Here is a 25,746-nt window from a genome sequence, read left to right on the forward strand (position 1 = left end):
GGTCTTCCTTCTCAACACACGCCGCTCAACCGGCGCGAAATCCTAGTAGTTCGGCTTGCAGATCTGGTTCGATCTGGCGACGTAGCTATTGTAGGCATTGTAATCGCCCGCAGCCGGCGACGAAGTACCCTTCATCGAGGCGATGACCACGCCCATGAAGCGCTCGTCGATCAGCGTCATTGCCGCATCGGCCTTGCAGCCGCACAGCTTCGCATCCTGCGCAATGCCCATGCAGGCCGCGTAGAATTCATCCTTCTGCGCCGCAGTGGGCGCGGCGAGAGCAGGTGCGGTCAGCAGAGCCAGGGCGGCGAGGGCGAGGGCGGCGCGCATCAATATACCCGCGCCTTGGGCGCGATCTTCTTGAGGTCGATGCCGCCTTCGCTTTGCGGAGTCAGTGGATCGACATGCACCGGGCGGTAGCCGAGGCGGACGGCGCCGGTATCGGTGTCGATCCAGGAGAGAGTGTGTTTGCGCCAGTTCTCGTCGTCGCGGGAGGGATAGTCCTCGTGGGCGTGAGCGCCGCGCGACTCGTGGCGGGCTTCGGCGGAAACCACGGTCACCATGGCATTGGCCATGAGATTTTCCAGCTCAAGGGTTTCGACCAGATCGGTATTCCAGATCAGGCTGCGGTCGGTGACCTGCACGTCGCCAAGGCGGCCATAGATCTCGGTCATGCCCTTGACGCCGCTCTTGAGCGACTCGTCAGTGCGGAACACGGCGGCATCGGCCTGCATGGTGCGCTGCATCTCGTCGCGCAGCTTGGCGGTGGGCTGGGAGCCGGCCGCATTGCGCAGACGATCGAAGCGGGCGAGGATTTTTGCGTCCTGCGCCGCATTGATGCCCGGCACCGGCGCGGCCTTGTCGAGCACCTTGCCGGCGCGCAAGGCGGCGGCGCGGCCGAAGACCACGAGGTCGGTCAGCGAATTGGAGCCGAGGCGATTGGCGCCATGCACCGAGGCGCAGGCGGCTTCGCCCACCGCCATCAGGCCGGGCACGACGCGATCGGGATTATCAGGGGTCGGGTCGAGCACTTCGCCGTGATAGTTGGCGGGAATGCCACCCATATTATAGTGCACGGTCGGCAGCACCGGGATGGGCTCGCGGGTCAGGTCGACGCCGGCGAAAATCTTGGCCGATTCGGTGATGCCCGGCAGGCGCTCATGCAGCACTTTGGGGTCAAGATGATCGAGGTGCAGGTAGATATGGTCCTTCTTGGGACCGACACCCCTGCCCTCGCGGATTTCGAGCGTCATGCAGCGGCTGACCACGTCACGGCTGGCGAGGTCCTTGGCGTTCGGAGCATAGCGCTCCATGAAGCGCTCGCCTTCCGCATTGGTGAGATAGCCGCCCTCGCCGCGCGCGCCCTCGGTGATGAGCACGCCGGCGCCATAAATGCCGGTGGGGTGGAACTGCACGAATTCCATGTCCTGCAAGGGCAGCCCGGCACGGGCCACCATGCCATTGCCGTCGCCGGTGCAGGTATGGGCCGAGGTGGCCGAGAAATAGGAGCGCCCATAGCCGCCGGTGGCCAGCACCACCAGCTTGGCGCGGAAGCGGTGCAAAGTGCCGTCATCCAGCTTCCAGGCGATGACGCCCTGGCATTCGCCATTCTCGCCCATGATCAGGTCGAGGGCGAAATACTCGATATAGAATTGCGCATTGTTGCGCAGGCTCTGGCCATAGAGCGTGTGCAGGATGGCGTGGCCGGTGCGGTCGGCGGCGGCGCAGGTGCGCTGCACCGGCGGGCCTTCGCCGAATTCGGTCATGTGGCCGCCAAACGGGCGCTGGTAAATCTTGCCCTCATTGGTGCGGGAGAACGGCACGCCGTAATGCTCGAGCTCATAAATGGCGGCCGGCGCCTCGCGGGCCAGATATTCCATGGCGTCATTGTCGCCCAGCCAGTCCGACCCCTTGACGGTATCGTACATGTGCCACTGCCAGGAATCGGGCCCCATATTCTGCAGCGAGGCGGCAATGCCGCCCTGCGCCGCCACGGTGTGGCTGCGGGTGGGGAAGACCTTGGTGATGCAGGCGGTGTTGAAACCCTGCTCGGCCATGCCCAGAGTGGCGCGCAGGCCCGCGCCGCCGGCGCCAACCACCACCACGTCGAATTCGTGGTCGATGAGTTCATAAGTGGCCATAGGCGCTAACCCCAGAAGACGAGCTTGAGAAGCGCGGCGACCCCGGCCACCGCGACGAGAATGCAGAACAAGGTGTTGAGCAGCATCAGCAGGCGATAGAGACTGCCCGCAAAATAATCCTCCAGCACATCGCGCATGCCATTGCGCATATGCACGGTCACCACGACCAGCAAAGCTGCCAACGGCAGGCCGATCCAGGCATTGCCAAGCACCGAGACCATGTCCGGGCGATCCTGCCCGGCCAGCCGCACCACGACGAAGAGCAGGAAGATCAGGAAGGCGATATTGATCGCCCCGGTCACGCGCTGGGTGATGAAATGGCGGGTCGAGGCCCGCGCATTGCCGTATTTGGTCTTGGGATTGGCGACCATGTCGCGGGTGATAACGGTGTCGCGCATCAGGCCATCCAGACGAAAACGGTCCAGACCAAAAGGGTCAGGACGATGGAAGCGATCAGATTGGCCCAGGCCAGCGCCTCGCGCTGCCCCGGCTCCATGCCGATGATGAAATCCCAGATGAAATGGCGGATGCCGCCCAGCATGTGATGGATCAGCGACCAGGTGAAGCCGAACAGCACGAGCTGGCCGAACCAGGAGCCATAGATATCGTTGACCACATTGAGCGCTTCCTGCCCGCTGGCGGCGGCGCCGAGCCAGACCACCAGCAGCACCGTGCCGGCATAATTGGCGATGCCGGTGGCCCGATGGACGATCGACATGGCCATGGTGATGGTCCAGCGATAGATTTGCAGATGCGGAGAAAGAGGGCGGGATCGAACCGTCATGAAGCCTCGCTGGCACGCGGCTTTGCCGCCCACAGTTTGGAATGGTTCGAGACTTCTAGCGCCCAAAGGTTACAAAATCAAAGCGCCGGACTGCAACTTTTGGCGCACTCCGCACTTTGTTCGTGGAGCGCACCAGGTGTGCGGGGAACGGACGGAAGGCATGTAGGGAGAGGGCAGCGGTTGGGTTCTATGGTGGACCTGATGCGGATACCGGCTTGTCGGATGGAAACCTGCACGACCGCCGCGAGCTCGGGATGATTGGCCGCCTTATTGGGCAGAGGGCGCGTGCTCTTTGTCGGAATGCGAAAGCAAAGCCTGCTGCAGGCACGCCTGCAGGGCTTCGAACACCCGGTCGTCCATCTGCGCAACATTGAAGCGCATAAAGCCGCTCGCCGTCTGCCCGACGCTGAAGGCATTGCCGGGCGCGAGAACGAGCCCCGAAGCCAGGGCAATCCGCGCGACATCGGCGGAGTCGAGACCCGCGGGCAGCCGGCACCAGAGGAAGATGCCGGCCCGCGGCTCGATCCAGGGCGTGACGCCCATCTCGCGGAGCCGTTCACTCGCCTCGCGCCGCGCCCGTTCCAGCCTGACCCGCAAGGCGGCGGCATGCCGGCGAAAGCCGCTATCGCTCAGGGCGGCATGGGTCAGCTCCTCATTCAAACGCGCCCCGCCGAACATGGTCGCGATCTTGAGATCGATCAGCCCCTCGATCCATTCCGGCCGGGCCGCGACGAAACCGCAGCGCGCCGAGGCCGACAGGGTTTTCGAGAAGCTGCCGATCTGGATCACCCGGTTGAGCCCGTCGAATCCGGCAAGCCGCGGCGCCGGCGCATGTTCGAAATCGGCGAAGATATCGTCTTCGATAATGATCAGCCCATGCTGGTCGGCCAGCTTGAGAACGCGATGGGCGATGACCGGCGACAGGGTGGCGCCGGTCGGATTATGCACGGCGGAATTGGTGATGTAGAGGCGCGGCCGCCGCTCGGCGAGAATGCTGGCAAGGGCGTCGATATCGGGCCCTGCAGGCGTATAGGGCACGCTGACCATCCGGATGCGATGCGCCCGCAGCAAGGCCTGGAAATTGAAATAGCAGGGATCGTCTACCAGCACGGTATCGCCCGGTTCGAGCAGGTACCGGCAGAGCAGGTCGATCGCCTGGGTGCCGCTTTCGGTGAGCATGATCTGGTCGGGCGCGGCTTCGACGCCTCGCTCGCCCAGCCGCCTACTGATCAACTGGCGCAGCGGCGGCAACCCTAATGGCGAGCCATAATTCGCCAATGCTTCGGCACTGCCCCGGGATACGGTGCGGAGCGCCTTGCGGATGGTCTGTTGCGGCAACCACGATGCCGGCATCCAGCCGCATCCCGGTTTCAGCACGCTTTCGTCGCCCTCCAGCGATTGCCGCGATATCCAGAGCGGATCGATGGCGCGGTCCAGCTTCGGTTCCAGCGCCGATAATTCCAGCGGGGCAAGCTGGGAGGCGACATAGAAGCCCGATCCCGGACGGGAGAGGATCGCCCCTTCGGCGACGAGCCGGTTATAGGCCTCGACCACGGTTGACACCGAAACCTGCATGGATCGCGCCAGCACCCGTACCGATGGCAGCCTGGAGCCGGCCACCAGGCTTCGCGCAGCGATCCGCTGGCGGATGGTCGCCATCACCATGCCGATGCGGCCCACAGGCACTGTCTGTATTGCTTCGCTGACCATAACAGTTCGCTCAAACCGTACCGCACTGTAACTGGCCCTCCTGCCGGCGACAACCGATAAGGGCGGCGACAAGGAGCGGGCCATGGAACAGGCGAGAAGCGGCTGGATCAACGGATTGATCGGGGTCATCATCTTCAGCGGATCGCTGCCGGCCACCCGCGTGGCGGTGGCGGCTTTCGATCCGGTATTTCTCACCGTAGCCCGGGCCGCCATTGCCGGCATTCTGGGTCTGGCGCTGCTGCTGTTGGCCCGGGAACGCCGCCCGGCACGCGGCGACCTGGTATCGCTGGCCATCGTGGCCCTGGGTGTCGTCGTCGGCTTTCCCCTGCTGACCGCCCTCGCCCTGCAATACGTCACCTCGGCCCATTCCATCGTCTTTATCGGCCTGTTGCCGCTGGCGACGGCCATCTTCGGCGTCATCAGGGGCGGGGAGCGCCCGCGGGCCGCCTTCTGGGTCTTCTCGCTGCTCGGCAGCGCGCTTGTCGCCGGCTTCGCGCTGGTGCAGGGCCTGACGGCCTCGCCGGTCGGCGACGCCCTCATGCTCGGCGCCATCGTGGTCTGCGGGCTGGGCTATGCCGAGGGCGCCAGGCTGTCGCGCAGGCTCGGAGGCTGGCAGGTGATCTGCTGGGCCCTGGTGCTGTCACTGCCCCTGATGCTGCTGCTGACGCTGTTCTACTGGCCCGCCTCCTTTGCCGATGTGACGCTGCCGGCCTGGTTCAGCCTGGCCTATGTCTCGCTCTTCAGCATGCTGATCGGCTTCGTCTTCTGGTATCGCGGCCTGGCCCAGGGCGGCATCGCCTCGGTCGGTCAATTGCAACTGCTGCAGCCCTTCTTCGGCCTGGCGCTGGCGGCCACGCTCCTGCGCGAAGAAGTAACGCCCATCATGCTGCTGGTGACAGTGGCGGTCATCCTGTGCGTCGTCGGGGCGCGCAGATTCGCCAGATAGCGCAAGGTCGTTGCCGCCTCACGCACGGCCGGCGCCGAGGGTGGCGAGCAGTTCGTCGAGCTGCTCGAACTGTTCGGGCGCGCCGTCCATCCCGCCCAGGGATTCATCGAGCGCCTGCTTGCTGGGATAGACTTCGCTGAAGGTCAGCAGCGTCTTGCCGTCCTGTTCCACGAAGGTCACCGTGGAAATGGCGCCGTTCTCGCCTTCGTCATTGGTCCAGACGATCCGTGTCGGCGGCACCACGTCGATATATTTGCCGAAAAAGGCCCAGCTGTTTTCGGCGTCCTTGCCGAATTCGAGGCGATAGGTGCCCCCGGTGCGCACATCCATCTCGCAGGAGCGCAGCGGCACGCCCAGGGATTTGGGTACCCACCAGCGCGCGAACAGCTCGGGATCGGTCCAGGCCTCGAACACGATCCGGGCCGGAGCATCGAAGATGCGCGTCGCCGCGATCTCGCGCTCGGATATCCGCTTCACCACGGTGCGGCCGTTGACCGGCACATTCTCCTGCCTATCGCCCATCGCTCTTCTCCCTGTTTTTGAGTTCTTCGACAACCATGTCCAGCCGGTCGAACCGGGCATCCCAGAGCTGGCGGTATTGCTCGATCCATTCCGCCTCCTGCTCGAGGCGGCTGATGCCGAGGCGGCAGGTGCGCACGCGCCCGACCTTTTCCGACGTGACCAGCCCCGCCTTTTCGAGGACGCTGATATGCTTCTTCATGCCCGTCAGGGTCATGCGGAACGTCTCGGCGAGATCGGTGATCGAGGCGTCGGAGCGGCCGAGCTGTTCGAGCACGCCACGCCTCGTGGCATCCGAAAGCGCGGCAAATGATGTATCAAAGCGGGCTTGATGAAGCTGAACCATGTGGTTCACTATATGGAGATTGCCCGTTCCAGGCAAGGGGTGGCGAGGGTTTGCCGATCGCCAAAGAAAAGCCCGGCATTGCCGGGCTTTTTGCTGCATCGCGACCGGCCTATTGTGCCGGGGCGTCGAGGAAGGCGATGGCGGTTTCGCCGGGACGGGTATCGTTGAAGATATTGTAATGAGTGGCATTGGGGATGATGGCCAGGCGATTGGCATTCATGCCCGAGCCGTCCCACAACGCGTCCTGCAACCCGCCGCCCAGCAATTCGAAGAAGCTGGCGACATGGCTGGTGCGCACGGCGTCCCAGTCGGCGACCATGAGCAGCGTCGGCGCCGTGATTTCCCGGACCTCGGCGGCCCAATCGAAATCATGCATCATCATGGCCGTGACCTGCTCGATCAGGGTCGGGAAATTGTTCACGTCGGGTGCGACCGCCGCGTAGGATTCGTAGAGCGGCGTGCCCTTCATCCCCTCGGCCATGTCGGGCGTCATCGAGCGCATGCCCTGCTGGTTGTAGTCGTGCCAGCCCGCCCAGGCATAGGGGGCGGAGACGACGACCAGCCGGTCCACCAGGTCGGGATGCTGGATCGCCACGCGCAGGGCCGTACCGCCGCCCAGCGAATAGCCCATGATGTCGGCCTTCTCGAAGCCGAGATACTCGATGACGCCGGCCACATCGTCGGCCATGGCCTCGTAGGTCATCGGGCGATCGAAGGGCAAAGTGTGGCCATGGCCCTGCAGGTCGATGGCGATGACCTGACGGCCTTGCGCCAGCAGGGCGACATTGGGTCCGAACATGTCGATATTGGCCAGGCCCCCATGCAGCAGGACCAGCGGATCGCCCTCGCCATAGACGGCGTAATAGACTTCGACGCCGTTGACGGGGGCGTAGCCGGATTTCGACGGGGCGGGCAACATGGCGGCTCCTGGAGCGGGTTGGTCGGATTGCTGGGCGAATGCGGGCAGCGCCATGAGCGGGGCCAGCGCGGCGGTCAGGGACAGGAAGGTGCGTCTCAGCATGGGAAGTCTCCTCTTCTCTGCCTTGACGACGAGCAGCGGGAAGAGAAATCGACACGCCCGGTAAATTATCCGGCCAAACCCCTCACGCCTGTTCCAGCAAAGCCGCCAGTTCGTCCGGCATGAGCAGGGGCACGTCGTGACCGCAGGGCAGTTCATGCACCGTCCAGGCCGGATCGTCCCGCAAGGGCGATGCGACCTGCTGGAACCCCTCCCAGCCAGTGGCCAGAATGTAGGTCTTGCGCGCGACCTGGCGATAGGCCCCGCTATGCTTGAGGCGTTCGGTGAAGGTGCCGGTGGGCTGGGCCGTGACAAGCGCGGCGACGCGATCGCGCTCGGCCTCGGTGGGATATTCGTTGCCGCCGATCTCGGGGACCGACACGACAGGACCGGTGAGCTTCTCGCCGATAATGTCCGCGAAGGACTGGCCATCTTCGGGGATGAAGGCGTCGAGATAGACGATCGAGGCGATCCGGTCGGCGGCGCGCTCGACGACGCCGGTGGCGACAAAGCCGCCATAGGAATGGGCCACCAGCACGACATCATCGAGCTCGTGCCAGACCATCTCGTTGATGATGTCGTCGATATGGGTGGTCAGGTCGATCGGCAGATGGGCCAGGTGCGAGCGCTCGCCCAGGCCGCTCAGCGTCGGCACATGCACGCGGTGTCCGCTGGCCCGCAGCAATTCGGCCACCGGGTCCCAACCCCAACTGCCCGCCCACGCGCCGTGTACGATGACAAAGGTCGACATTGGCTCCTCCTTATGATTGCAAAATGCAAGTGATTGCTTTTCGCAAGCATTGCGCCTAGAGTCAAGCCATGACCGATCACACCTATCGCTCCGGCTGCCCCATCAATCTGGGCCTGGAAGTTTTCGGGGACAGATGGTCCCTGCTGATCATCCGCGACATGATGTTCGCCGGCAAACGCCATTACCGCGAATTCCTGGCCTCGGATGAAGGCATTTCCAGCAATATCCTGGCCAACCGGCTGTCCATGCTGGTGGCGGCGGGCATTCTCAGCAAGGCGGACGACCCGGCTCATCGCCTCAAGGCCATCTATTCGCTGACCGAGAAGGGGATCGACCTGCTGCCTGTTATCGCCCAGATCAGCCGCTGGAGCCGCAAATACATGCCGGTCGACCCGGCGCTGGCGGCCACGGGCGAAGCGCGCGACCGCGGCGGACCCGATGCGGTGGAGCGGCAGATGGTGGCATTGCGGGAAGTGCATCTGGGACAGGCATAGAACAAAACTGCCCCCGGATGTATCCGAGGGCAGCATGATGCGATGGGGGGCCTGGCTTAGCCGTTGTTGAGCGGCAAATCGGGCAGGTCGATACCGCCACCGCCGCCGCCATTGTCGAACGGCAGATCCGGCAGATCGATGCCACCGCCACCACCGCCATTGTCGAGCGGCAGGTCGGGCAGATCGATGCCGCCGCCCTTCTTGACCGGGCCGCCGGCGCCGCCGCCGACCGAATGGGCGGGCTGCATGCCGATGATGCGGTTGACCGCGACCTGGCCTTCAATGCCCGGCCACTGGCAATGGGCGCGGTTGAGCGTCACGAAACTGCAGACGATGACCGTGTCGGGCGTCTGGCAGGCCACCGAGGGGCTGGCGGCGGTCACCATGCCGCCCTGGGCGATACAGCGGTTGGCGAACAGCTCGGCATGGATATCGACCGCGCGGGTGGCGGCCTGGGCCGGGATGGCGGCAGCGAGGCCGGCAAACGAGGCGATGGCAAAGGCAATGGCGAAAGTCTTGTTGGACATGATTTATTCCCTTGAAGCGTGCGGCGCCGTTGTGGTCGCCGCTGATGGGGCGCCTTCTAGCGAGCCCCACTTCACTCCGGCGTGAACTGCGCGTTTAGCTGGCATTCAGGATTGCGGGCTGGTCGGGAGCGGCGCTTTGGGGCAGAAGACGGACCGATAAGGAGCCCGCATGACCGACCGCGTGACGATACTGAGCACCACCCCGCTGGCGCATGGCTGGGGCAAGCTGGACCGCTACGAGGTGGACCACGCCCGCCGCGACGGCACGCGGCAAACCGTGCAGCGCGAGGTCTATGACCATGGCAGCGCCGCCGCGGTGCTGCTCTATGCCCCGGCCACCCACACGCTGATCCTGACGCGCCAGTTCCGCCTGCCCGCCCATCTCAATGGCGATCCGGCCTGGCTGATCGAGGCCCCGGCGGGCCTGACCGATGGCGAGGATATCGAAATTGCCGCCCGGCGCGAGGCCGTGGAGGAAACCGGCTATGAGCCGGAATCCATGATCTTCCTGTTCGACGCCTATATGAGCCCCGGTTCGCTGACCGAGAAATGCGCCTGCTTCCTGGGCCGCTACACGCCAGGCCGGCAGGTGAGTGCCGGCGGGGGCCTGACCGAAGAGGGCGAGGATATCGAAGTGCTCGAACTGGGACTGGACGAAGCGCTGGCCATGGTGGGCAGCGGCATGATCAGCGATGCCAAGACGATAATGATGCTGCAGGCGCTGGCGCTCAGGCTGGCGGCGGGGGATGGGGTTTAGCCACCACCTCCCCTTCTCCCCTTGAGGGAGAAGGTGCCCGAAGGGCGGATGAGGGGGGCGCCGGGCTGCCCACTACATTGAAGCATGGGCAAGCGCAGACCCCTCACCCGGTTTTCTGCTGAACGCAGAAAACCACCCTCTCCCGCAAGGGGCGAGGGGTGGTCCGGTGGGCGGGCGAGCATCAAGCCCCTTTGCGAAACGGATAGGCTAGTAGTCCACCAGCTTGCGGTCGGGGTCGTAGGGCTGGTCCTTGGCGTTGCGGGTGACGGCCTGGCCGGCCTTCATTTTCTTGGACACGGCATCATAGGCATAGGTGGGGGAGCCATAGAGCTGCCAGCCTTCGCTCAGGGCCTTGGTGACCTTGTGGCAGAAGCTGGAATCATCCTCGCCGGTCAGGAAACGATAGATAAGCATGCAGGGCCCCAATATGCGCCGGGATGCGCAAACAGTTGATCTCGATCGAGCTTAGCGCTAATCGAAAAACCATGCACACCTTTCCCGAACACCTGCTTCAGGGTCACGCCAACTTCATGGCGGGCCGCTATATGCGCGAAAAGGACCGGATCCGGGACCTGGCCAGCGAAGGCCAGAACCCATCCACCATGATCATTGCCTGCTGCGACAGCCGCGCGGCGCCGGAGATGATCTTCGATTCCGGTCCCGGCGAACTCTTCGTGCTACGCAACGTGGCCAACCTGGTGCCGACCTACCAGCCCGATGGCGGCCAGCACGGCACCTCGGCCGGCATCGAATTCGCCGTCAAGGCGCTGGCCATCGAGAATATCGTGGTCATGGGCCATGGCCGCTGCGGTGGCATCAAGGCGGCCCTGGCCCCCAACCAGGCCCCGCTCGACGCCGGCGACTTCATCGGCAAGTGGATGGCCATGCTAGGCGAACTGCCCGGCCAGCTCGGCAAGAACGGCCTGATGACGCAGGCCGAGCGCCAGACCGCACTCGAGCGCATCTCGATTCGCAACTCGCTGCGCAACCTGCGCACCTTCCCCTATATCGCTGAGCTGGAAAAGGCGGGGAAGCTCCTGCTGCACGGCGCCTGGTTCGACATTTCGACCGGCGAGCTGTGGATCATGGACGCCAAGAGCGGCGATTTCCAGCGCCCCAATATCTGAGCGCCCCAGTCTTTCCGCCGATTTCAGCCGGCCTGACGCGGGCCATGGAGGGTTGATCACTTCGCCGTGATCAATCGCCTCTTTTTTGCCGGGAATCTGTACCGGCCCTGCCGTAATCGTGAACGGATACGGTAAATGATATGCACTCAAGCGGCGTGCAGGCCCGGCTTTTCTTCTTGAAAGGCCCGGAAACCGGGGGGTTCGCCCTGCCCGGAAAATGCCCCGACATCGATCCAGCCCGGCCAAGGAGCCGACCCGCGAGGGCCATGATGGACCAGCAATGTCTGTCCCACGGGCCGCAGGAGAGCGGCTCGTCGGAGACTGGCTAACCGGTCACCGTTTTTCTCCCCAACATTGGAGCTTTCCTCCCATGAAGAAGATCATCATTTCGTCCCTCGTCGTTCTTGGCCTTTCGACCGCTGCGTTCGCCCAGGCTGCTACCGATTTCGCTTCGGTCGATACCGATGCGAGCGGCGGTGTGTCGCTGGCCGAAGCCCAGGTTGCCTGGCCTGACCTGACCGAAGAGGCCTTCACGGCCGCTGACACCGACGCCAATGGCGATCTGTCGGCTGAAGAGTATGACGCGCTGGTCGCCGCTACGGCCGCCCCGGCGAACTAAGCCGCTAACGCCCAGTTCCTGGGCGCCCAATGAAGCCACCCCATGCCTCCCTGGGGTGGCTTCTTTATACCCGGCCGCTCCTGGCGGCCCTCCAGTGGAGTTATCCCATGCACAAACTTGTCCTGAGCCTGGCCGTTCTCGGTCTGGCCACCACGGCCGCCCTGGCCCAGACACCCACCAGCTTTGCCGACGTCGATACCGACGCCAATGGCGAACTGAGCTTTGCCGAGCTGCAGGTGATCTGGACCGACCTGACGCAGGAAGAGTTCGACAGCGCCGATGCCGATGCCAGCGGGGGCCTGACCCCCGACGAGCTCAATATGCTGCAGCCGGCCACCCTGCCGGCCACGCCGGAAATGCCGGAAGCGCCCATGGCGCCGGCCCAGTAGGAATGCACTCTCAGTCGAGCCGGACAACCGGCTCGGCTGCCCGCCCGCGCAATACCGTGACCACCAGCCCGGCAATGACCAGCACCGCCCCGCCGATCTCGATCCAGGTAATGGTCTCGCCCAGCACCAGATAGCCCGACAGCAGGCCGGTAATCGGCACCAGCAGGGTAAAGGGCGCCACGACCGAGGCCGGATGCCGGCCCAATAGCCAGCTCCAGATACCGCCGCCCAGCAGCGTTGCCGGATAGGCGAGGAAGGCGATCAGCCCGGCATCGCTCCAGCTGAAGCCGGCCAGCGCGTCGAGCACCGCCTGTTGCCCCTCGACCAGCAAGGACAGGCCGATCAGCGGCACCGGCGCCGCCAGCGAACCCCACACGGTAAAGGCCAGCGCATTGACGCGGCCGGCCTTCTTGGTCAGCACATTGGCCATGCCCCAGCTCAACGCCGCCAACAGCACCATGCCCAGCGGCAGGAGCGCGGTGGCGGCCAGCCGCTCGAGCGCGATGACGCCGATGCCGGCAAAGGCGATCAGCGCGCCGATGACCTGGAAGCGGCTCGGCCGTTCCCCCAGCAGCAGGAAGGCCAGGGCCATGGTGAAGAAGGCCTGCGTCTGCAGCACAAGCGAACTCAGCCCCGCCGACATGCCCCAGGCAATGGCGAGGTTGAGGAAGCCATAAAGCGCAAAGCCGAAGGCCAGCCCGAACCCAACCACATAATACCATTGCGTCCTGGGCGGCCGGATGAAGAACACCGCCGGCAGGGCCGCCGCCACGAAGCGCAGGCCGGCCGCCAGGATGGGCGGTAGCGCCTCGACGCTGAGCTTGATGATGACGAAGTTGAAGCCCCAGATGACGACGACGAGCAAAGCGAGCAGGACATGGCGCAGGGGCATCAGGCCACCCGCAGCCGGGCCAGCAGGCGCGGCCCGAACACGTTGAGCACAAGCCCGGCAAAGATCAGCAGGCTACCCGCCACTTCGAGCAGGCTCACCTGTTCGCCCAGGAAGACGAAGGCCGCGGCGAAGCCGACCACCGGCACCAGCAACGAGAAGGGCGCGATGACGCTGGCTCTGTGCCGGCCCAGCAAAACCGCCCAGGCACCGTAGCCGATCAGCGTCGAGCCATAGGCGATGAACAGCACCGAAAAGATGGCCTGCGGACTGATGCTGAGCAGCGCGGCGACGGACTGCGGCCCCTCGAACAGCAGCGACAGAGCCAGCATGGGCAGGGGTGGCACCAGGCTCCCCCAGACCACGAAACCCAGCATGTCGACCTTGCCGGCCTGCTTGGTGAGAATGTTGGAAATGGCCCAGAACCCGGCCGCGACCAGCGTCAGCAGCAGCGGCACCAGCACGGCCCCGCCAATATGCTCGGCCGCGATCGTGCCGAGCCCGACAAGGGCAATGGCGGCGCCACCCAGTTGCAGCGCCGTCGGCCGCTCGCCCAGCAGCAGCATGGCCAGCACCATGGTGAGAAACACCTGCATCTGCATGACCAGACTCGCCAGCCCGGCCGGCATGCCCAGCCCGATCGCGGTGAACAGGAAGCCGAATTGCAGCACCCCCACCGTCATGCCATAGGCGACGAGCAGGCCCCAGCCGACCTGCGGCTTGCGGATGAAGAAGATGGCCGGCAGGGCACAACCGAGATAGCGCAATGCGGTCAGCAGGAAGGGCGAAATCTCGTCGACGCCCCATTTGATGGCAACGAAATTGACACCCCAGATGAGGACGACGCCAAGGGCCAGGGCTATGTCGCGCAGGGGCATGGGAACTTTGCAGTTTGGAGTGCGATCGCGTCAAGCGCTCGATCTGGCTCCCTCCCCCTTGTGGGGAGGGCTGGGGTGGGGGTGTTCCCGAGCTCAATGCCAGGGAAGAACCCCCACCCTCAATCCCTCCCCACAAGGGGGAGGGAGGCAGTCTGGTGCGAAGCCTAAGCCGCCAGCCTTGCCTTCAGCCCGCGGGCGATGAGTTCTTCGGCGATCTGGATCGTGTTGAGCGCGGCGCCCTTGCGCAGATTGTCGGAGACAACCCAGATGGCGAGGCCGTTTTCGACCGTATTGTCCTCGCGGATGCGGGACACGAAGGTGTCGTATTCGCCCACCGACTCAACCGGGGTGGCATAGCCGCCCGGTTCGCGCTTGTCGACGACGGCAATGCCCGGCGCCTCGCGCAACACGTCGCGCGCCTCATCGGCCGAAATCGGGTTCTCGAACTCGATATTGACCGCTTCGGAATGACCCACGAAGACCGGCACCCGCACGGCGGTGCAGGTTACCTTGATCTTGGGATCGAGGATCTTCTTGGTTTCGGCCAGCACCTTCCACTCTTCCTTGGTGTAGCCGTCTTCCATGAACACATCGATATGCGGGATGACGTTGAAGGCGATCTGCTTGGGGAACTTCTGCGGCGTGGCGCTGTCGTTGACGAAAATGCCCTTGGTCTGGTTCCAGAGCTCGTCGACGCCTTCCTTGCCGGCGCCCGACACCGACTGATAGGTCGACACCACGATGCGCTTGATCGTTGCCGCATCATGCAGGGGCTTGAGCGCCACAACGAGCTGGGCCGTCGAACAATTGGGATTGGCGATGATATTGCCGCGCTTGGGATCGGCCAGCCAACGGTCGAGCACCTGCCCGTTCACTTCCGGCACGACCAGCGGCACATCGGAATGGTAGCGCCAATAGCTGGAATTATCGATGACGATGCAGCCCGACGCGGCGATGCGCGGCGCCCAGTCCTTGGAAATGGAGCCGCCGGCCGACATGATGGCGAAATCGACGCCCTTGAAGTCGAAATCGTCGAGATTCTTGGCCTTCAATATCTTGTCGCCATAGGAGATTTCCCGGCCGATCGACCGTGAGGACGCGAGGGCGATCACCTCGTCGGCGGGGAACTTGCGTTCGGCCAGAATATTGAGAACTTCCCGGCCCACATTGCCTGTGGCACCGACGACAGCGACGCGATAACCCATTTTGGAACTCCAGTCCCTTGCCATTTCCGCCCCCGCGCGATGACTTTGCATCGCGGTCAGTGCTTTGAGCCTCTCCCCGTCGGGAGACGACCCGGGGAAAAGCGTCAGGCGGTTTTGGTGGTTTTGGTCATCGACACAGCGACGCCACCGGCGAAAAGCCGGGTGGTTGCGAGGTCCGCATTATCGAAAAAGCTGCGCATCGGATGACTGCTTCGGTTGAAAAGCAGGACTTCTCATACGCCCAAATAGGAAAGAGTCAATGAAATTGCCACGGCGCCGGCATCGGTGATGCGCCATTGCAACAAGGACTATGTTAAGACGCCATTAAGGGTTTAGATTATTGCGCTGTGAAGGTCTTCGCGCGGCAAATGCGCGAGACGGGGGATTGGTCATGCGTGCTGGCGTGTGTGTGGGTATTTTGGCTTGTCTGCTGGCGCTGACCGGCGGCGCGGCGGCGCAAAGCAATGCCCTCTATTTCAGCCCCGACCTCACTGCCGAATTCACCGCGCCCAGCGCCTTTGACGGGCTTTATGCCGGCGTATTGCTGGGGCCGATCTCGGCGCGCAAGAACAATTTCAACATGCAGGGCGCGGAAATCCGGCCCGAAATCGGCGGCGTGGTGGGCTGGAACCAGCCTGTTGCGCCGGGCGTGGTGCTGGGCGCCGAAGTGCAGGCCACTGTGGCCACCGATTTTTCCAATTCGGCCTATCTGCGCGCCATGGCCCTGGCCCGGCTGGGCTTTGCCGCGGGCGACAATACGCTGTTCTACCTGCTGGGCGGCGCCGGCCGCATGGGCGAAGGCTGGGCCTTCGAAGCCGGCATGGGCGCCGAGGTGATGGTGACACCAAACATGGCAATGCGGCTGGAAGCGGCCGGCATCGGCCAGCTCGGCCCGGCGCCCAATGGCAATGACATTCCCGCTATCTCCGCGATGCGGGTGACATCGGGCGCGATCTGGCAGCTCGATGGCGGACCGGCCGCGACGACATTCAATACGGGTCCGATGACCGATTTTTCCGGGCTCTATGCCGGCATCAATATCGGCGGGCTGACCGATCCGCAGTTCAACTTCTACGACGATTACGGCCATGGCTGGCATCTGAGCCGCTTCGAAATGGGGGGCCTGGCCGGCTATAATCATGCGCTGGGCGACATGCTGCGGGCCGGCGCCGAAGTACAGCTCGGGGCCAATTTCGACACATCGGGCGATGCCGGGCTGGATGCGCTGGCTTTGGCCCGTATCGGCGTGGTGCCGACGCCGGGCGTGCTGGCCTATGCCGCTGCCGGCGTGGGAATGGTCGAGGCGACAGGCGCCTATGCCTTCGGTGGGGGCGTGGAATATGCGCTCTGGGGCAAGACCGCCCTGCGCGGCGAAGGCCTGCTGCTGGGCCGCATGGATGGCGCGCCGGGCCTGACCGGGGTTACGGGCTCGACCACATCCAAGGTGACCATTGGCACGGTGTGGCACTTCGACTAAGAGCGGGCATCAAGCCACCAACAGCCTCATGGTGAGCCTGTCGAACCACGAGGCGTGGCACGATCTCGCCACGACCTCGCCCTTCGACAAGCTCAGGATGAGGTCTACTCTTGGTCGCTCAATGAACAGGACCAGCCATGCCCCATTGTGATGTCGTGATCCTGGGTGCCGGTGCTGCCGGCATGATGGCAGCGATCGAGACAGGCCGGCGTGGGCGCTCGGTGCTGCTGGTGGATCACGCCAGATATGCCGGCGAGAAAATCCGCATCTCGGGCGGCGGGCGCTGCAACTTCACCAATATCAACGCCACCGTGGACAAGGGTCGCGACCGGTTCCTGAGCGCCAATCCGCGTTTCGCGCTCTCCGCCCTGAGCCGCTACACGCCCGACATGTTCATCGCGCTGGTGCGCGAGCACGGCATCGCCTTCCACGAAAAGACGCTGGGGCAATTGTTCTGCGACGGGCCGGCCACGCAGATCATCACCATGCTGCTGGGCGAAATGCGCAAGGCCGGGGTAACGCTGGTGCTGGAAACCAGCGTTGAATCCGTGAGCCGGGACGAGAGCGGCTTTGCGGTGCAGCTTTCGACATCGTCGGTGACGGCGGAAAGCCTGATCGTCGCGACCGGCGGCAAATCCATCCCCAAGATGGGGGCGAGCGGGCTGGGCTATCAGCTGGCGACGCAATTCGGCCTGCGGCTGACCGAGACGCGCCCGGCTCTGGTGCCGCTGACCTTCGAGGCCGGGGCGCTGGAAAAGCTCAAACCGCTGTCCGGCATCGCTGCCGATGCCATCGTCAGCCACGGCAAGACGGCATTCGAGGAGGCTTTGCTCTTCACCCATCGCGGGCTCAGTGGGCCGGCAATTCTGCAGATCTCGTCCTATTGGCGCGAAGGCGACGCCATTGCGGTGGACCTGCTGCCGCATCGCGATGCCGGCGACATGCTGCGGGCCGCGCGCAAGGCGACGCCCAAGCTGCAGGTGCAGACCGTGCTGGGCAATGTGCTGCCAAAAAAGCTGGCGCAATTGCTGGGCGAGGAGCTCGACTTGCCCGGCATGATCGGGGATTTTTCCGACAAGAAGCTGGCTGTGGTGGAGGCCATGCTGAAGGCCTGGACGCTGAAGCCGGTGGGTTCAGAAGGCTATCGCACGGCGGAGGTGACGCTGGGCGGGGTCGACACGCGCGATCTCGATGCGAAAACCATGGCGGCGCGGGATGTGCCGGGGCTCTATTTCATTGGCGAAGTGGTTGACGTGACCGGCTGGCTGGGCGGGTATAATTTCCAATGGGCCTGGGCGTCGGGCTGGGCTGCCGGACAGGTGGCTTAAACGAGGGATCGGAGTACCCCCTCCCTAACCTCCCCCTGATAGGGGGCGGAATCCGGCCGGTGGGTGAGGCAAGATCGTGCCAAATACCTCGATCTGTTCCTCCCCCTATCAGGGGGAGGTTAGGAGGGGGTATCCTCTAAAACCTGAAACCCAGCCGCATCCCGACATTGGTATTGGCCCTGGTCGGTCCGCACGCACCGAAATCGGGCAGGTGTTCCACCGTGCCGATCAGTGACGCGCCCAGCGGCAGGTTGACGCCGACGCTACCGGCCACGCGAACCCCGACGCCACAGCCGAAATTGCGGGCCGGATCGTTTTGCGGCGCATTGAACATCGAACTGCGCACCACCCCGCCGGCGCTGGCCTCGACAAAGACCGGCAGGATCGGTGCCTGGAAAGTCCAGCTCAACCCGGCATAGCCATAGCTGTCCTGCCCGCGGAAACTCATCGTCGCGCCCAGATGCGGCCGCAGCTCGCCGATGACGGTCCAGGCATTGAGGTCGGGCGCGGTGAACAGCAATTCGACATTGGCATCGCCGATGCGGTTGGGATCGAGCAGGTTGCCGCCGCCATCGACGCCGCGCGCCGAAATGCCGGCACGGACCTCGGGCAGGAAATTGAACTGGGCCTGAGCGGCCGGCGCGGCCGCGAGCAGCAGCGCCAGGACAAGGCTCAGTCGGGAAATCAGGCTGCGCATGGGGCTGGCTCCTTGCCGTCAATCTTCGATTGAACGGACAGGGCACCCAATCGGCAAGATTTGAGTCAAATTGTAATGAACCGGATGCTAACGCAGGCCTCTCGCTTTCATCGCATTTTGCCGATAGAAGAGCCCGATTGCCAAATAAGGATATGACCATGGCCGCACCCTTCGCCCTGTCGCTGCAGGACCTTGCCCCCATTGCCGAAGGCACCACGACGGCCCAGGCCATGGCCGAGACCATCTTGCTGGCGCAGGAAGCCGACCGGCTGGGCTATACGCGGCTGTGGTATGCCGAGCATCACGGCATGCCCTCCATCGCCTCATCGGTACCGGAAATCCTCATCGGCAGCGCCGCCGCGCACACCAAAGACCTCCGCGTCGGCGCCGGCGGCGTCATGCTGCTCAACCATGCCCCGCTCCGCATTGCCGAAGCCTATCGCACGCTCGAAGGGCTGTTTCCCGGTCGCATCGATCTCGGCATCGGCCGTGCGCCGGGCGGCGACGGCCATGCCATGCGCGCCTTGCGCAGCGGCGGTGGCGAGGAATTTTCCGCCTATCTGGCCGAGCTGATGGCCTTCGACGAGGATGGCTTTCCGCGGGACCACCCGTTTTCGCGCGTGCCGGTTTCGCCGGGTGGCATCAGGCTACCGCCCATGTGGCTGCTCGGCTCGTCGGGTGCCAGCGCCCAGGCGGCCGGGCAATTGGGCATGGGCTATGCCTTTGCCGCCCATTTCAGCCACACGCCCCCTGCCCCGGCCTTCGAAGCCTATCGCTATGGCTTCAAGGCAACCGAAGCCTTTCCCAAGCCGAAAACCATGCTCTGCCTCTCGGTGGTCTGTGCGCCTAGCGATGAGGAGGCCCAGTATCTCAGCCATTCACAGGCGGTGAGCTGGGCCCTGTTCACCACGGGCGAGCAGCGCAAGTTGATGAGCCCCGAGGAAGCCCATGCCCGCGTGCTGACGCCGCAGCAGCAAAGCGTCATCGACCATCAATCGACGCTGTGGATCGTCGGCTCGCCCGAAACGGTGCGCGACACCATCGCCGAAAAGGCCGAGAGCTGCGCGGCTGACGAGGTGATGATCACGACGACCATGCACAGCTACGAATTGCGGCGGCGCAGCTATGCGCTGATATCAGAGGCGTTCGGGGTGGCGGGGCGCTGAACCTTCAGTCGTCTCTTTCTTTGGGGTGGGGTGACTTTGGACTCCGTGGCTCCCGTCACCCCACCCTCAGTCCCCTCCCCATCAAGGGGAGGGAGGCGAAAGGACCACCTTCAAGGGTTCACTCCATGTCTCACATCCACCGGACAGACTTCCCTCCCCCTTGTGGGGAGGGATTGAGGGTGGGGGTGTCGGAGGTGCCGCGAGCATTTGAAGTTATGGAGGGCTCAACACTCCCTCCCTGCTCGATTCAAGGGGAGAGGGTAGGTCCGGTGGTTCGACCGCCCCCAATTTCGCCCCGTTAACCTCACGTTTCGCCCCTGTCGCTAGCATTGCGGTAGTTGACGTTTCGGGTTGGGCCATGAGCGCTGCTGCCTTCGTTCTGGCAATCAATCTCTTCATCGCCGGGGTCTTCGCCACCGCGTTCGGCGTGGTGGCGGCCTATGCGCGCTCATCAGTCGGCGCGCGCTGGCTGGCGCTGGCCTATGGCGTGGGCATGCTCAATCCGCTGCTCGAACTCATCCTGCTGCTGCAGCAAGAGCCCTGGCTGGTGCAGTACGGCATCTTCGCCGCCTACCTTTTTGCCGCCAACTTCATCGTCGTCGGGCTGGCGCGGCACTATCGCCTCGCCCCGCCCTGGTACGCGCTGGGCGCCCTTGTCGCCATCGCGCTGCTCGTCAACAGCCAGACCATCTCCATGCCGCGCGACTCCATCCTGCGTGGCCTGGCCTACCAGCGCCCTATGCCATCGCGTCCCTGATGTGCCTGGCGATGGTGCTGCGCTTCAAGCGCCGCAAGGTGCTCGATGTCTGGCTGGCGGTGCTGTTCGGCGTGTCCAGCCTGCAATTTCTGCTCAAGCCCTTTGCGGCCGTGCTGCTGGGCTCGGGCGACAGCGCCCAGGCCTATATCGGCACCACTTATGCCGCCCTGTCGCAGAGCTCGGGCGCCATGCTTCTGATCGCCAATGGCCTGCTCATGCTGCTGATCATCGTGCGCGATGCCATGGCCGAAATCACCGCACGTTCGGAAACCGATACGCTCAGTGGCCTGCTCAACCGGCGCGGTTTCGAGGATCGGGCCGACCGCTTGCTGGCCACCACGATGCGCGCCGGCCTGCCCGGTGCCATGGTCGTGGCCGATCTCGATCACTTCAAGGCCATCAATGACAGCCATGGCCACGAGGCCGGCGATCGGGTGATCCGCGCCTTTGCCGACATGCTGGGAGCGACCGCCGATGAGCGCGCCGTGATCGGAAGGCTGGGCGGGGAGGAATTTGCCGTGTTCATTCCGGGCACCAACCTGCCGACGGCACGGCTTTATGCCGAAGGCGTGCGGTCAGGCTTTTCCAGCATATCCATCGCCAATCTGGGACCGGACCGCCGGGTCAGCGCCAGCTTCGGTGTCGCCGCGCTCACGGAAGGGGACAGCCTGTCAGACCTGCTGCGCCGCACCGATGCGGCGCTTTACGAGGCCAAGAAAGGCGGGCGCGACCGGGTCTGCGTCTCGGACCCCGATGCGGAACTGCCGCCGGCAGTGGTGACCCATGGCGAGCGCCGGCAGGGCTCGCGCCAGCGCGACTGATCAGGAATTGGCCGCGCCGATGCGGGCGGTGACCTCGATCTCGATCTTCATGCCGGGCTCGATCATCTGCACGATCAGCATCGAGGCCGCCGGGCGGATGTCTTTGAACACCGGACCGACGGCCTTGACCACGGCATCCACGTCGTTGCGATCACCGACATAATAGACCACGCGCACCGTGTCCTGGATGGACGAGCCGGCCTCGCGCAGGGCCTTGTCGATGGTAGCCAGCGCATTGCTTGCCTGCTGGCCGATATCGTCGGGCATGGTCATGGAGGCATAGTCATACCCCGTCGTGCCCGAGACATAGACCGTATCCTCGTGCCTGACGGCACGGGAATAGCCGAAGGTCGCCTCGAAGGGCGAACCGGTGGAAACGCGCTGGACCATGGTTTGCCTCTTAGAGCCAGGGGCGATCGGCGGCCATCTTGCCCTCGAAGGAGGTGATGGACGGATCGGATTTCAGCGTGCCGGCGATATCGTCGAGGCCTTCGAGCAGGATCTGCTTGCGGCTGGGGTCGATATCGAAATGGATGGTGCCGCCATCCGGCCCCTTGATGGTCTGGCTTTCGAGATCGACGGTCAGCGTGGCATTGGAGCCGCGCTCGGCATCGTCGAGCAGCAGCTTGAGCTGCTCCGGCGTGACCACGACCGGCAGGATGCCGTTCTTGAAGCAGTTATTGTAGAAAATATCGGCAAAGCTGGTGGAGATGACGCAGCGCACGCCGAAATCGAGCAGGGCCCAGGGGGCATGCTCGCGGGAGGAACCGCAGCCGAAATTGTCGCCGGCCACGATGATGCTGGCCTGGCGATAGCTGGGCTTGTTCAGCACGAAATCGGGATTCTCCGTGCCGTCCTCATTGTAGCGCATCTCGGAAAACAGCGCCGTGCCCAGACCCGTCCGCTTGATGGTCTTGAGGTACTGCTTGGGGATGATCATGTCGGTGTCGATATTGATGATCGGCAGGGGCGCCGCGACACCGGTCAGACTGGTGAACTTGTCCATGGCTGGAAAACCTCGCTTTGGGGCGGTTCATCGCGCGAAAGCGGGGTTTCGGTCAAGTCGGGATAGGGCGAAAGCGTTCGGCGGGGTGCCGGTCCCTCTTCCCCTCTCCCCTTGAGGGAGAGGGACGACCTGACGCGTTCAGCGGAAGGTCAGGGTGAGGGGTGCTGCGCCATCCCATGCTTCACCGCTCGTGGGACCAACCCCTCATCCGCCCTTCGGACACCTTCTCCCTCAAGGGGAGAAGGGAAAAAGAACTAGGCCGCCAGGCTCTCTCGCGCGCTCACGCCCAGCATCAGGTTGAGATTCTGCACCGCGGCGCCGGAGGCGCCCTTGCCCAGATTGTCGTAGACCGCCACCAGCACGGCCTGGGCACGGGCATCATTGGCGAAGACATGCAGCGTCATCGTATTGGTGCCGTTATGCGCCTCGGGATCCAGTGCCGACGTCTTGGCGATCTCCTCATAGGGCGCGACAGTGACGAAGCTGTCCCTGATACCGGCGAAGTGATCGGCAATGGCGGCGTGCAGGTCGCGGCCCGTGGGCACCTTGGCCAGTTGCCCGAGTTGCAGCGGCACGAAAGTGGTCATGCCCTGGGCGAAATCGCCGACGGTGGGCACGAAAAGCGGCGCACCCGCGAGGCCGGTATATTTGGTCATTTCCGGCACGTGCTTGTGCTGGAAGGTCAGCGCATAGGGCATGAAATGACTGGCAGCGCTGCCGGCCGCCTCATATTCTGAAATCATCTGCTTCCCGCCGCCCGAATAGCCGGAAATGCCGTTATAGGTGACGGCAAAGTCGGCGGGCAGCAGCCCGACTTCTACCAGCGGCCGCACCGTGGCGATCAGCCCCTGCGGCCAGCAGCCGGGATTGGCGACGAAGCGCGCATTGGCGATTTTGTCGGACTGCCCCTTGTCCATTTCGGCAAAGCCATAGGCCCAGTCCGGATCGACGCGGAACGCAGTCGAAGCGTCGATGACGCGGGTGGTGCCGTTGTCGATCAGGCTGACGCTTTCCCTGGCCGCATCGTCGGGCAGGCACAGGATGGCGATATCGGCCGCATTGAGCAGGCGCTTGCGCTCGTCCTGATCCTTGCGCTTGTCAGCCGATATGGAGAGCACTTCGAGGTCGCGCCGGCCGGCCAGGCGTTCGCGGATCTGCAGACCCGTGGTTCCAGCTTCGCCATCGATGAAAATCTTCGCGACCATTGATCTATCTCCAGATGCGGCAGCGTAAATGGACCTCCGGCATGACCGGGTCAAGACCGGAGCGGCTAAAGCACCGAATCGAGGCCTTCGAGCATGGCTTGCCAGCCTTTTTCGGTCTGCGGGACATAGTCGACCCATTGCGCATCCATGGCGTGATAAAGCGTGGCCACGGCGCCCGGACCATCTGGTTCCGGCTCGATGATCAGCGTGACCTCGGAAGGGTCATCCTCCTCGCTCTCGTCGACAATCCAGGTAAAGGCGATCCTGGTCGGCCGCTCGAGATCGAGGAACATGCCCCAATGGCGCGCCTCGCCATCCTCGCGCTTGTCGGCGAAAAGGAAGGTGCCACCGACGATTGGGTTGAGTTCGCTTGCCGTGACATCGCCGCCCATGCCGCCATGGCGGAGCCACGCCGCCTGCCAGTCGCGCACCCTGTCGGGATCGAGAAACGTGTCATAGACCCGTTCGGGGCTGGCTGCGAAACGATGGGTGACCTTGGCTTCGACCGTGTCGGACATGGGAGGCCTCCTTGTATCTGGAAGGCAAACGAGGCGCGGCGCTTGCCGTTCCCGCGGACCTTGCTGTTCCCCGGACGTTGTCGTTCCCGCGGACGCTTGCCGTTCCGCCGGTGCGATGGCATTGATTTGACCAAGTGGACAAAAACGAGGAGCCGCCATGACCCCCCATAACCACGCTATCAAAGGCGACTATGCCGATGCCGTGCTGCTGCCGGGCGATCCGCTGCGCGCCAAGTGGATTGCCGAGACCTTCCTCGACGAGGCCAAGCTGGTCAATTCGGTGCGCAATTGCCTGGGCTATACCGGGACATGGAAGGGCAAGCGCGTCTCGGTGCAGGCCACGGGCATGGGCCAGCCCTCGCTGTCGATCTATGTGCATGAGCTGATCAATACCTATGGGCTCAAGACGCTGATCCGCGTCGGCACCTGCGGCGGGCTCAATGCCAGGGTGAAGGTGCGCGACCTGATCCTGGCGCAGGCCGCTTCCACCGACAGCGCCATCGTGCGCGACCGCTTCGGGCCGTACAACTTTGCCCCCATCGCCGATTTCGGCCTGCTGCGCGCGGCGGCGGAAAAGGCCGAAGCGGCGGGCATGCGCTATCACGCCGGCAATATGCTGAGCTCGGACATTTTCTATCATGCCGATGGCTTTGCCGGTTACGACAAGCTGCCCGACCACGGCGTGATCGGCGTCGAAATGGAGGCGGCGGCGCTCTATACGCTGGCAGCGCGGTTCGGGGTCAAGGCGCTGACCATCTGCACCATGACCGATTGCCTGATCACCCACGAGGAAATCGACGCCAATGAGCGCCAGACCTCGCTCAAGGAAATGGTGACGCTGGCGCTGGATGTGGCGGTGGAGGCATAGGTTCGCCACCCCTCGCTTCAGTAGACCTCATCCTGAGCTTGTCGAAGGACGAGGTCGTGGCAATATGAGGAGCCCGACCTCGTGGTTCGCCCTTCGACACGCTCAGGACGCTCACCATGAGGTCTCATTAGCGAGGCCAAGCCATGACCGTACTCGACCGACTCTCCGGTGCGCTGGACCGGCGCGATGAACAGCCCAATGTGGACCTGGCGGAAGATATCGTCGCCCGTGAAGACATGGCGGCGGTGGCCGAACTGGCCGCTGCCGTGCATTCGGGGCCGGCGCGGCAGGCCAATGATGCGCTCAAGGTGCTGTACGAGGTCGGCGCCCGCAATCCGGCTTTGGTGGGCGGGCAATGCCCCGTCTTTATCGAGGCGCTGAAAAGCTCCAACAACCGCAAGGTCTGGGGCGCCATGACGGCGCTGGATGCGGTGGCCGAGCAGCGCGCCGCGACTTTGGTGGCCGAATTGCCGGCCATTATCGAAGCGGCCGACCGCGGCTCGGTGATTGCCAAGGACCATTGCAATTCAATCCTGGTGAAGCTGGCGCGGGCCGGCTATGGCGACAAGGCGGTACCGATCCTGGTGGAGCGACTGAAACATGCCGCGCCCAACCAGTTTCCCACCTATGCCGAGCAGACGGCGACCGTCCTGACGCCGGAGCAGAAGCCTGGATTTTTGGCAGTGCTCAAGGAGCGGATCGGCAGGATTGGCCAGCAGAGCAAACGGGCGCGGGTGGAGAAGCTGCTGCGGAAGCTGAATGGGTAGGTGCCACGCCCTCTCCCTCCCCCTTGTGGGGAGGGT

31 protein-coding genes and 1 pseudogene are annotated in these 25,746 nt (G+C 64.2%); 13 read left to right on the top strand and 19 right to left on the bottom strand.

From position 1 onward, the window contains the following. Nucleotides 1–42: 42 nt before the first annotated feature. From FPZ08_RS15645 to FPZ08_RS15665, 5 genes are all read right to left on the bottom strand, one after another. Nucleotides 43–330, bottom strand: a complete 288-nt coding sequence (locus tag FPZ08_RS15645; RefSeq protein WP_146290861.1) for a hypothetical protein — start codon at nucleotides 328–330, stop codon at nucleotides 43–45. Next, on the bottom strand, nucleotides 330–2,141 hold the full coding sequence (sdhA, locus tag FPZ08_RS15650) for a succinate dehydrogenase flavoprotein subunit (RefSeq protein WP_146290862.1): 1,812 nt from the start codon (nucleotides 2,139–2,141) through the stop codon (nucleotides 330–332). The genes FPZ08_RS15645 and sdhA overlap by 1 nt, the downstream gene beginning before the upstream one ends. A 5-nt stretch (nucleotides 2,142–2,146) precedes the next feature. Further along, entirely contained in the window at nucleotides 2,147–2,539 is a 393-nt protein-coding gene (gene sdhD / locus FPZ08_RS15655) for a succinate dehydrogenase, hydrophobic membrane anchor protein (protein ID WP_146290863.1), read from the bottom strand. Next, nucleotides 2,539–2,925 carry a succinate dehydrogenase, cytochrome b556 subunit gene (gene sdhC, locus FPZ08_RS15660; RefSeq protein ID WP_146290864.1) on the bottom strand — a complete coding sequence of 129 codons (387 nt, stop codon included), beginning with the start codon at nucleotides 2,923–2,925 and terminating at the stop codon, nucleotides 2,539–2,541. The genes sdhD and sdhC overlap by 1 nt, the downstream gene beginning before the upstream one ends. 267 nt (nucleotides 2,926–3,192) lie before the next feature. Beyond that, entirely contained in the window at nucleotides 3,193–4,635 is a 1,443-nt protein-coding gene (locus tag FPZ08_RS15665) for an aminotransferase-like domain-containing protein (RefSeq protein ID WP_146290865.1), read from the bottom strand. 82 nt (nucleotides 4,636–4,717) lie between these two features. Here FPZ08_RS15665 and FPZ08_RS15670 point away from each other — a divergent pair, with 82 nt between their 5' ends. Beyond that, nucleotides 4,718–5,581 (top strand): DMT family transporter, encoded by an 864-nt coding sequence (locus FPZ08_RS15670; RefSeq protein ID WP_146290866.1) that lies wholly within the window; start codon nucleotides 4,718–4,720, stop codon nucleotides 5,579–5,581. An 18-nt stretch (nucleotides 5,582–5,599) separates the two neighbouring features. Here the strand turns inward: FPZ08_RS15670 and FPZ08_RS15675 are convergent, their stop codons facing one another. The 4 genes from FPZ08_RS15675 to FPZ08_RS15690 form a co-directional block, all read right to left on the bottom strand. Next, nucleotides 5,600–6,103 (bottom strand): SRPBCC family protein, encoded by a 504-nt coding sequence (locus FPZ08_RS15675; protein ID WP_146290867.1) that lies wholly within the window; start codon nucleotides 6,101–6,103, stop codon nucleotides 5,600–5,602. Further along, the gene (locus tag FPZ08_RS15680; protein WP_146293232.1) at nucleotides 6,093–6,446 is read right to left on the bottom strand and encodes an ArsR/SmtB family transcription factor; all 354 of its coding nucleotides are present in this window, start codon (nucleotides 6,444–6,446) and stop codon (nucleotides 6,093–6,095) included. The genes FPZ08_RS15675 and FPZ08_RS15680 overlap by 11 nt, the downstream gene beginning before the upstream one ends. Before the next feature lie 109 nt (nucleotides 6,447–6,555). Next, entirely contained in the window at nucleotides 6,556–7,467 is a 912-nt protein-coding gene (locus tag FPZ08_RS15685; RefSeq protein WP_210246821.1) for an alpha/beta fold hydrolase, read from the bottom strand. A gap of 82 nt (nucleotides 7,468–7,549) precedes the next feature. After that, nucleotides 7,550–8,215, bottom strand: coding sequence for an alpha/beta fold hydrolase (locus FPZ08_RS15690; protein ID WP_146290869.1), 666 nt, complete (start codon nucleotides 8,213–8,215; stop codon nucleotides 7,550–7,552). A 68-nt stretch (nucleotides 8,216–8,283) separates the two neighbouring features. On the opposite strand from FPZ08_RS15690, the pseudogene FPZ08_RS15695 reads away from it, so the two are divergent. Beyond that, a pseudogene (locus tag FPZ08_RS15695) lies at nucleotides 8,284–8,700 on the top strand (winged helix-turn-helix transcriptional regulator); the annotation flags it as partial. 65 nt (nucleotides 8,701–8,765) lie between these two features. On the opposite strand, the gene FPZ08_RS15700 reads toward FPZ08_RS15695, so the two are convergent. Next, complete coding sequence (locus tag FPZ08_RS15700; RefSeq protein ID WP_146290871.1) at nucleotides 8,766–9,236, bottom strand: hypothetical protein; 471 nt, start codon at nucleotides 9,234–9,236, stop codon at nucleotides 8,766–8,768. Between the two features lie 169 nt (nucleotides 9,237–9,405). Here FPZ08_RS15700 and FPZ08_RS15705 point away from each other — a divergent pair, with 169 nt between their 5' ends. Continuing rightward, on the top strand, nucleotides 9,406–9,993 hold the full coding sequence (locus tag FPZ08_RS15705) for an NUDIX domain-containing protein (RefSeq protein WP_146290872.1): 588 nt from the start codon (nucleotides 9,406–9,408) through the stop codon (nucleotides 9,991–9,993). A gap of 207 nt (nucleotides 9,994–10,200) precedes the next feature. Here FPZ08_RS15705 and FPZ08_RS15710 read toward each other — a convergent pair whose 3' ends face one another. Then, nucleotides 10,201–10,407, bottom strand: a complete 207-nt coding sequence (locus FPZ08_RS15710; protein ID WP_146290873.1) for a DUF1737 domain-containing protein — start codon at nucleotides 10,405–10,407, stop codon at nucleotides 10,201–10,203. Nucleotides 10,408–10,478: 71 nt separating this feature from the next. On the opposite strand from FPZ08_RS15710, the gene FPZ08_RS15715 reads away from it, so the two are divergent. The 3 genes from FPZ08_RS15715 to FPZ08_RS15725 all read left to right on the top strand — a co-directional run bounded on the left by FPZ08_RS15715 (nucleotide 10,479) and on the right by FPZ08_RS15725 (nucleotide 12,128). Beyond that, nucleotides 10,479–11,120, top strand: a complete 642-nt coding sequence (locus FPZ08_RS15715) for a carbonic anhydrase (protein WP_146290874.1) — start codon at nucleotides 10,479–10,481, stop codon at nucleotides 11,118–11,120. A 370-nt stretch (nucleotides 11,121–11,490) separates the two neighbouring features. Then, nucleotides 11,491–11,739, top strand: coding sequence for an EF-hand domain-containing protein (locus FPZ08_RS15720; protein WP_146290875.1), 249 nt, complete (start codon nucleotides 11,491–11,493; stop codon nucleotides 11,737–11,739). A 107-nt stretch (nucleotides 11,740–11,846) separates the two neighbouring features. Then, nucleotides 11,847–12,128, top strand: coding sequence for an EF-hand domain-containing protein (locus tag FPZ08_RS15725; protein WP_146290876.1), 282 nt, complete (start codon nucleotides 11,847–11,849; stop codon nucleotides 12,126–12,128). 10 nt (nucleotides 12,129–12,138) lie between these two features. On the opposite strand, the gene FPZ08_RS15730 is transcribed toward FPZ08_RS15725, so the two are convergent. The 3 genes from FPZ08_RS15730 to FPZ08_RS15740 all read right to left on the bottom strand — a co-directional run bounded on the left by FPZ08_RS15730 (nucleotide 12,139) and on the right by FPZ08_RS15740 (nucleotide 15,100). Then, nucleotides 12,139–13,020, bottom strand: coding sequence for an EamA family transporter (locus FPZ08_RS15730; protein ID WP_146290877.1), 882 nt, complete (start codon nucleotides 13,018–13,020; stop codon nucleotides 12,139–12,141). Continuing rightward, nucleotides 13,020–13,895 carry an EamA family transporter gene (locus tag FPZ08_RS15735; protein WP_146290878.1) on the bottom strand — a complete coding sequence of 292 codons (876 nt, stop codon included), beginning with the start codon at nucleotides 13,893–13,895 and terminating at the stop codon, nucleotides 13,020–13,022. Before FPZ08_RS15735 ends, FPZ08_RS15730 begins: the two co-directional genes overlap by 1 nt. A 164-nt stretch (nucleotides 13,896–14,059) precedes the next feature. Then, a complete protein-coding gene (locus tag FPZ08_RS15740) occupies nucleotides 14,060–15,100 on the bottom strand; it encodes an aspartate-semialdehyde dehydrogenase (RefSeq protein WP_146290879.1) in 1,041 nt (346 codons plus the stop codon). 391 nt (nucleotides 15,101–15,491) lie between these two features. Here FPZ08_RS15740 and FPZ08_RS15745 point away from each other — a divergent pair, with 391 nt between their 5' ends. After that, on the top strand, nucleotides 15,492–16,577 hold the full coding sequence (locus tag FPZ08_RS15745) for an outer membrane protein (protein ID WP_146290880.1): 1,086 nt from the start codon (nucleotides 15,492–15,494) through the stop codon (nucleotides 16,575–16,577). Between the two features lie 137 nt (nucleotides 16,578–16,714). Continuing rightward, nucleotides 16,715–17,905, top strand: coding sequence for a BaiN/RdsA family NAD(P)/FAD-dependent oxidoreductase (locus FPZ08_RS15750; protein WP_146290881.1), 1,191 nt, complete (start codon nucleotides 16,715–16,717; stop codon nucleotides 17,903–17,905). A gap of 136 nt (nucleotides 17,906–18,041) precedes the next feature. Here FPZ08_RS15750 and FPZ08_RS15755 read toward each other — a convergent pair whose 3' ends face one another. After that, complete coding sequence (locus FPZ08_RS15755) at nucleotides 18,042–18,602, bottom strand: hypothetical protein (protein ID WP_146290882.1); 561 nt, start codon at nucleotides 18,600–18,602, stop codon at nucleotides 18,042–18,044. Between the two features lie 158 nt (nucleotides 18,603–18,760). Here FPZ08_RS15755 and FPZ08_RS15760 point away from each other — a divergent pair, with 158 nt between their 5' ends. The 3 genes from FPZ08_RS15760 (at nucleotide 18,761) to FPZ08_RS15770 (ending at nucleotide 21,346) form a co-directional block, all read left to right on the top strand. After that, entirely contained in the window at nucleotides 18,761–19,768 is a 1,008-nt protein-coding gene (locus FPZ08_RS15760; protein ID WP_146290883.1) for an LLM class flavin-dependent oxidoreductase, read from the top strand. 358 nt (nucleotides 19,769–20,126) lie between these two features. Further along, nucleotides 20,127–20,525 carry a hypothetical protein gene (locus FPZ08_RS15765; protein ID WP_146290884.1) on the top strand — a complete coding sequence of 133 codons (399 nt, stop codon included), beginning with the start codon at nucleotides 20,127–20,129 and terminating at the stop codon, nucleotides 20,523–20,525. Next, complete coding sequence (locus FPZ08_RS15770; protein ID WP_146290885.1) at nucleotides 20,525–21,346, top strand: GGDEF domain-containing protein; 822 nt, start codon at nucleotides 20,525–20,527, stop codon at nucleotides 21,344–21,346. The genes FPZ08_RS15765 and FPZ08_RS15770 overlap by 1 nt, the downstream gene beginning before the upstream one ends. Here FPZ08_RS15770 and FPZ08_RS15775 read toward each other — a convergent pair whose 3' ends face one another. From FPZ08_RS15775 to FPZ08_RS15790, 4 genes are all read right to left on the bottom strand, one after another. Continuing rightward, a complete protein-coding gene (locus FPZ08_RS15775) occupies nucleotides 21,347–21,736 on the bottom strand; it encodes a RidA family protein (RefSeq protein WP_146290886.1) in 390 nt (129 codons plus the stop codon). A gap of 10 nt (nucleotides 21,737–21,746) precedes the next feature. Next, nucleotides 21,747–22,352 carry a 3-isopropylmalate dehydratase small subunit gene (gene leuD, locus FPZ08_RS15780; protein WP_146290887.1) on the bottom strand — a complete coding sequence of 202 codons (606 nt, stop codon included), beginning with the start codon at nucleotides 22,350–22,352 and terminating at the stop codon, nucleotides 21,747–21,749. Nucleotides 22,353–22,606: 254 nt separating this feature from the next. Next, nucleotides 22,607–23,557 carry an N-acetyl-gamma-glutamyl-phosphate reductase gene (gene argC, locus FPZ08_RS15785; RefSeq protein ID WP_146290888.1) on the bottom strand — a complete coding sequence of 317 codons (951 nt, stop codon included), beginning with the start codon at nucleotides 23,555–23,557 and terminating at the stop codon, nucleotides 22,607–22,609. A 65-nt stretch (nucleotides 23,558–23,622) separates the two neighbouring features. Then, entirely contained in the window at nucleotides 23,623–24,075 is a 453-nt protein-coding gene (locus tag FPZ08_RS15790; protein WP_146290889.1) for an SRPBCC family protein, read from the bottom strand. A 157-nt stretch (nucleotides 24,076–24,232) separates the two neighbouring features. Between FPZ08_RS15790 and deoD the strand changes: the two genes are divergently transcribed. Then, on the top strand, nucleotides 24,233–24,943 hold the full coding sequence (gene deoD / locus FPZ08_RS15795; protein WP_146290890.1) for a purine-nucleoside phosphorylase: 711 nt from the start codon (nucleotides 24,233–24,235) through the stop codon (nucleotides 24,941–24,943). A gap of 143 nt (nucleotides 24,944–25,086) precedes the next feature. Continuing rightward, complete coding sequence (locus FPZ08_RS15800) at nucleotides 25,087–25,710, top strand: hypothetical protein (protein WP_146290891.1); 624 nt, start codon at nucleotides 25,087–25,089, stop codon at nucleotides 25,708–25,710. Nucleotides 25,711–25,746: the final 36 nt, after the last annotated feature.

Origin of the sequence: Devosia ginsengisoli (genome assembly GCF_007859655.1) — a bacterium.
Classification (GTDB): Bacteria; Pseudomonadota; Alphaproteobacteria; order Rhizobiales; family Devosiaceae; genus Devosia; species Devosia ginsengisoli.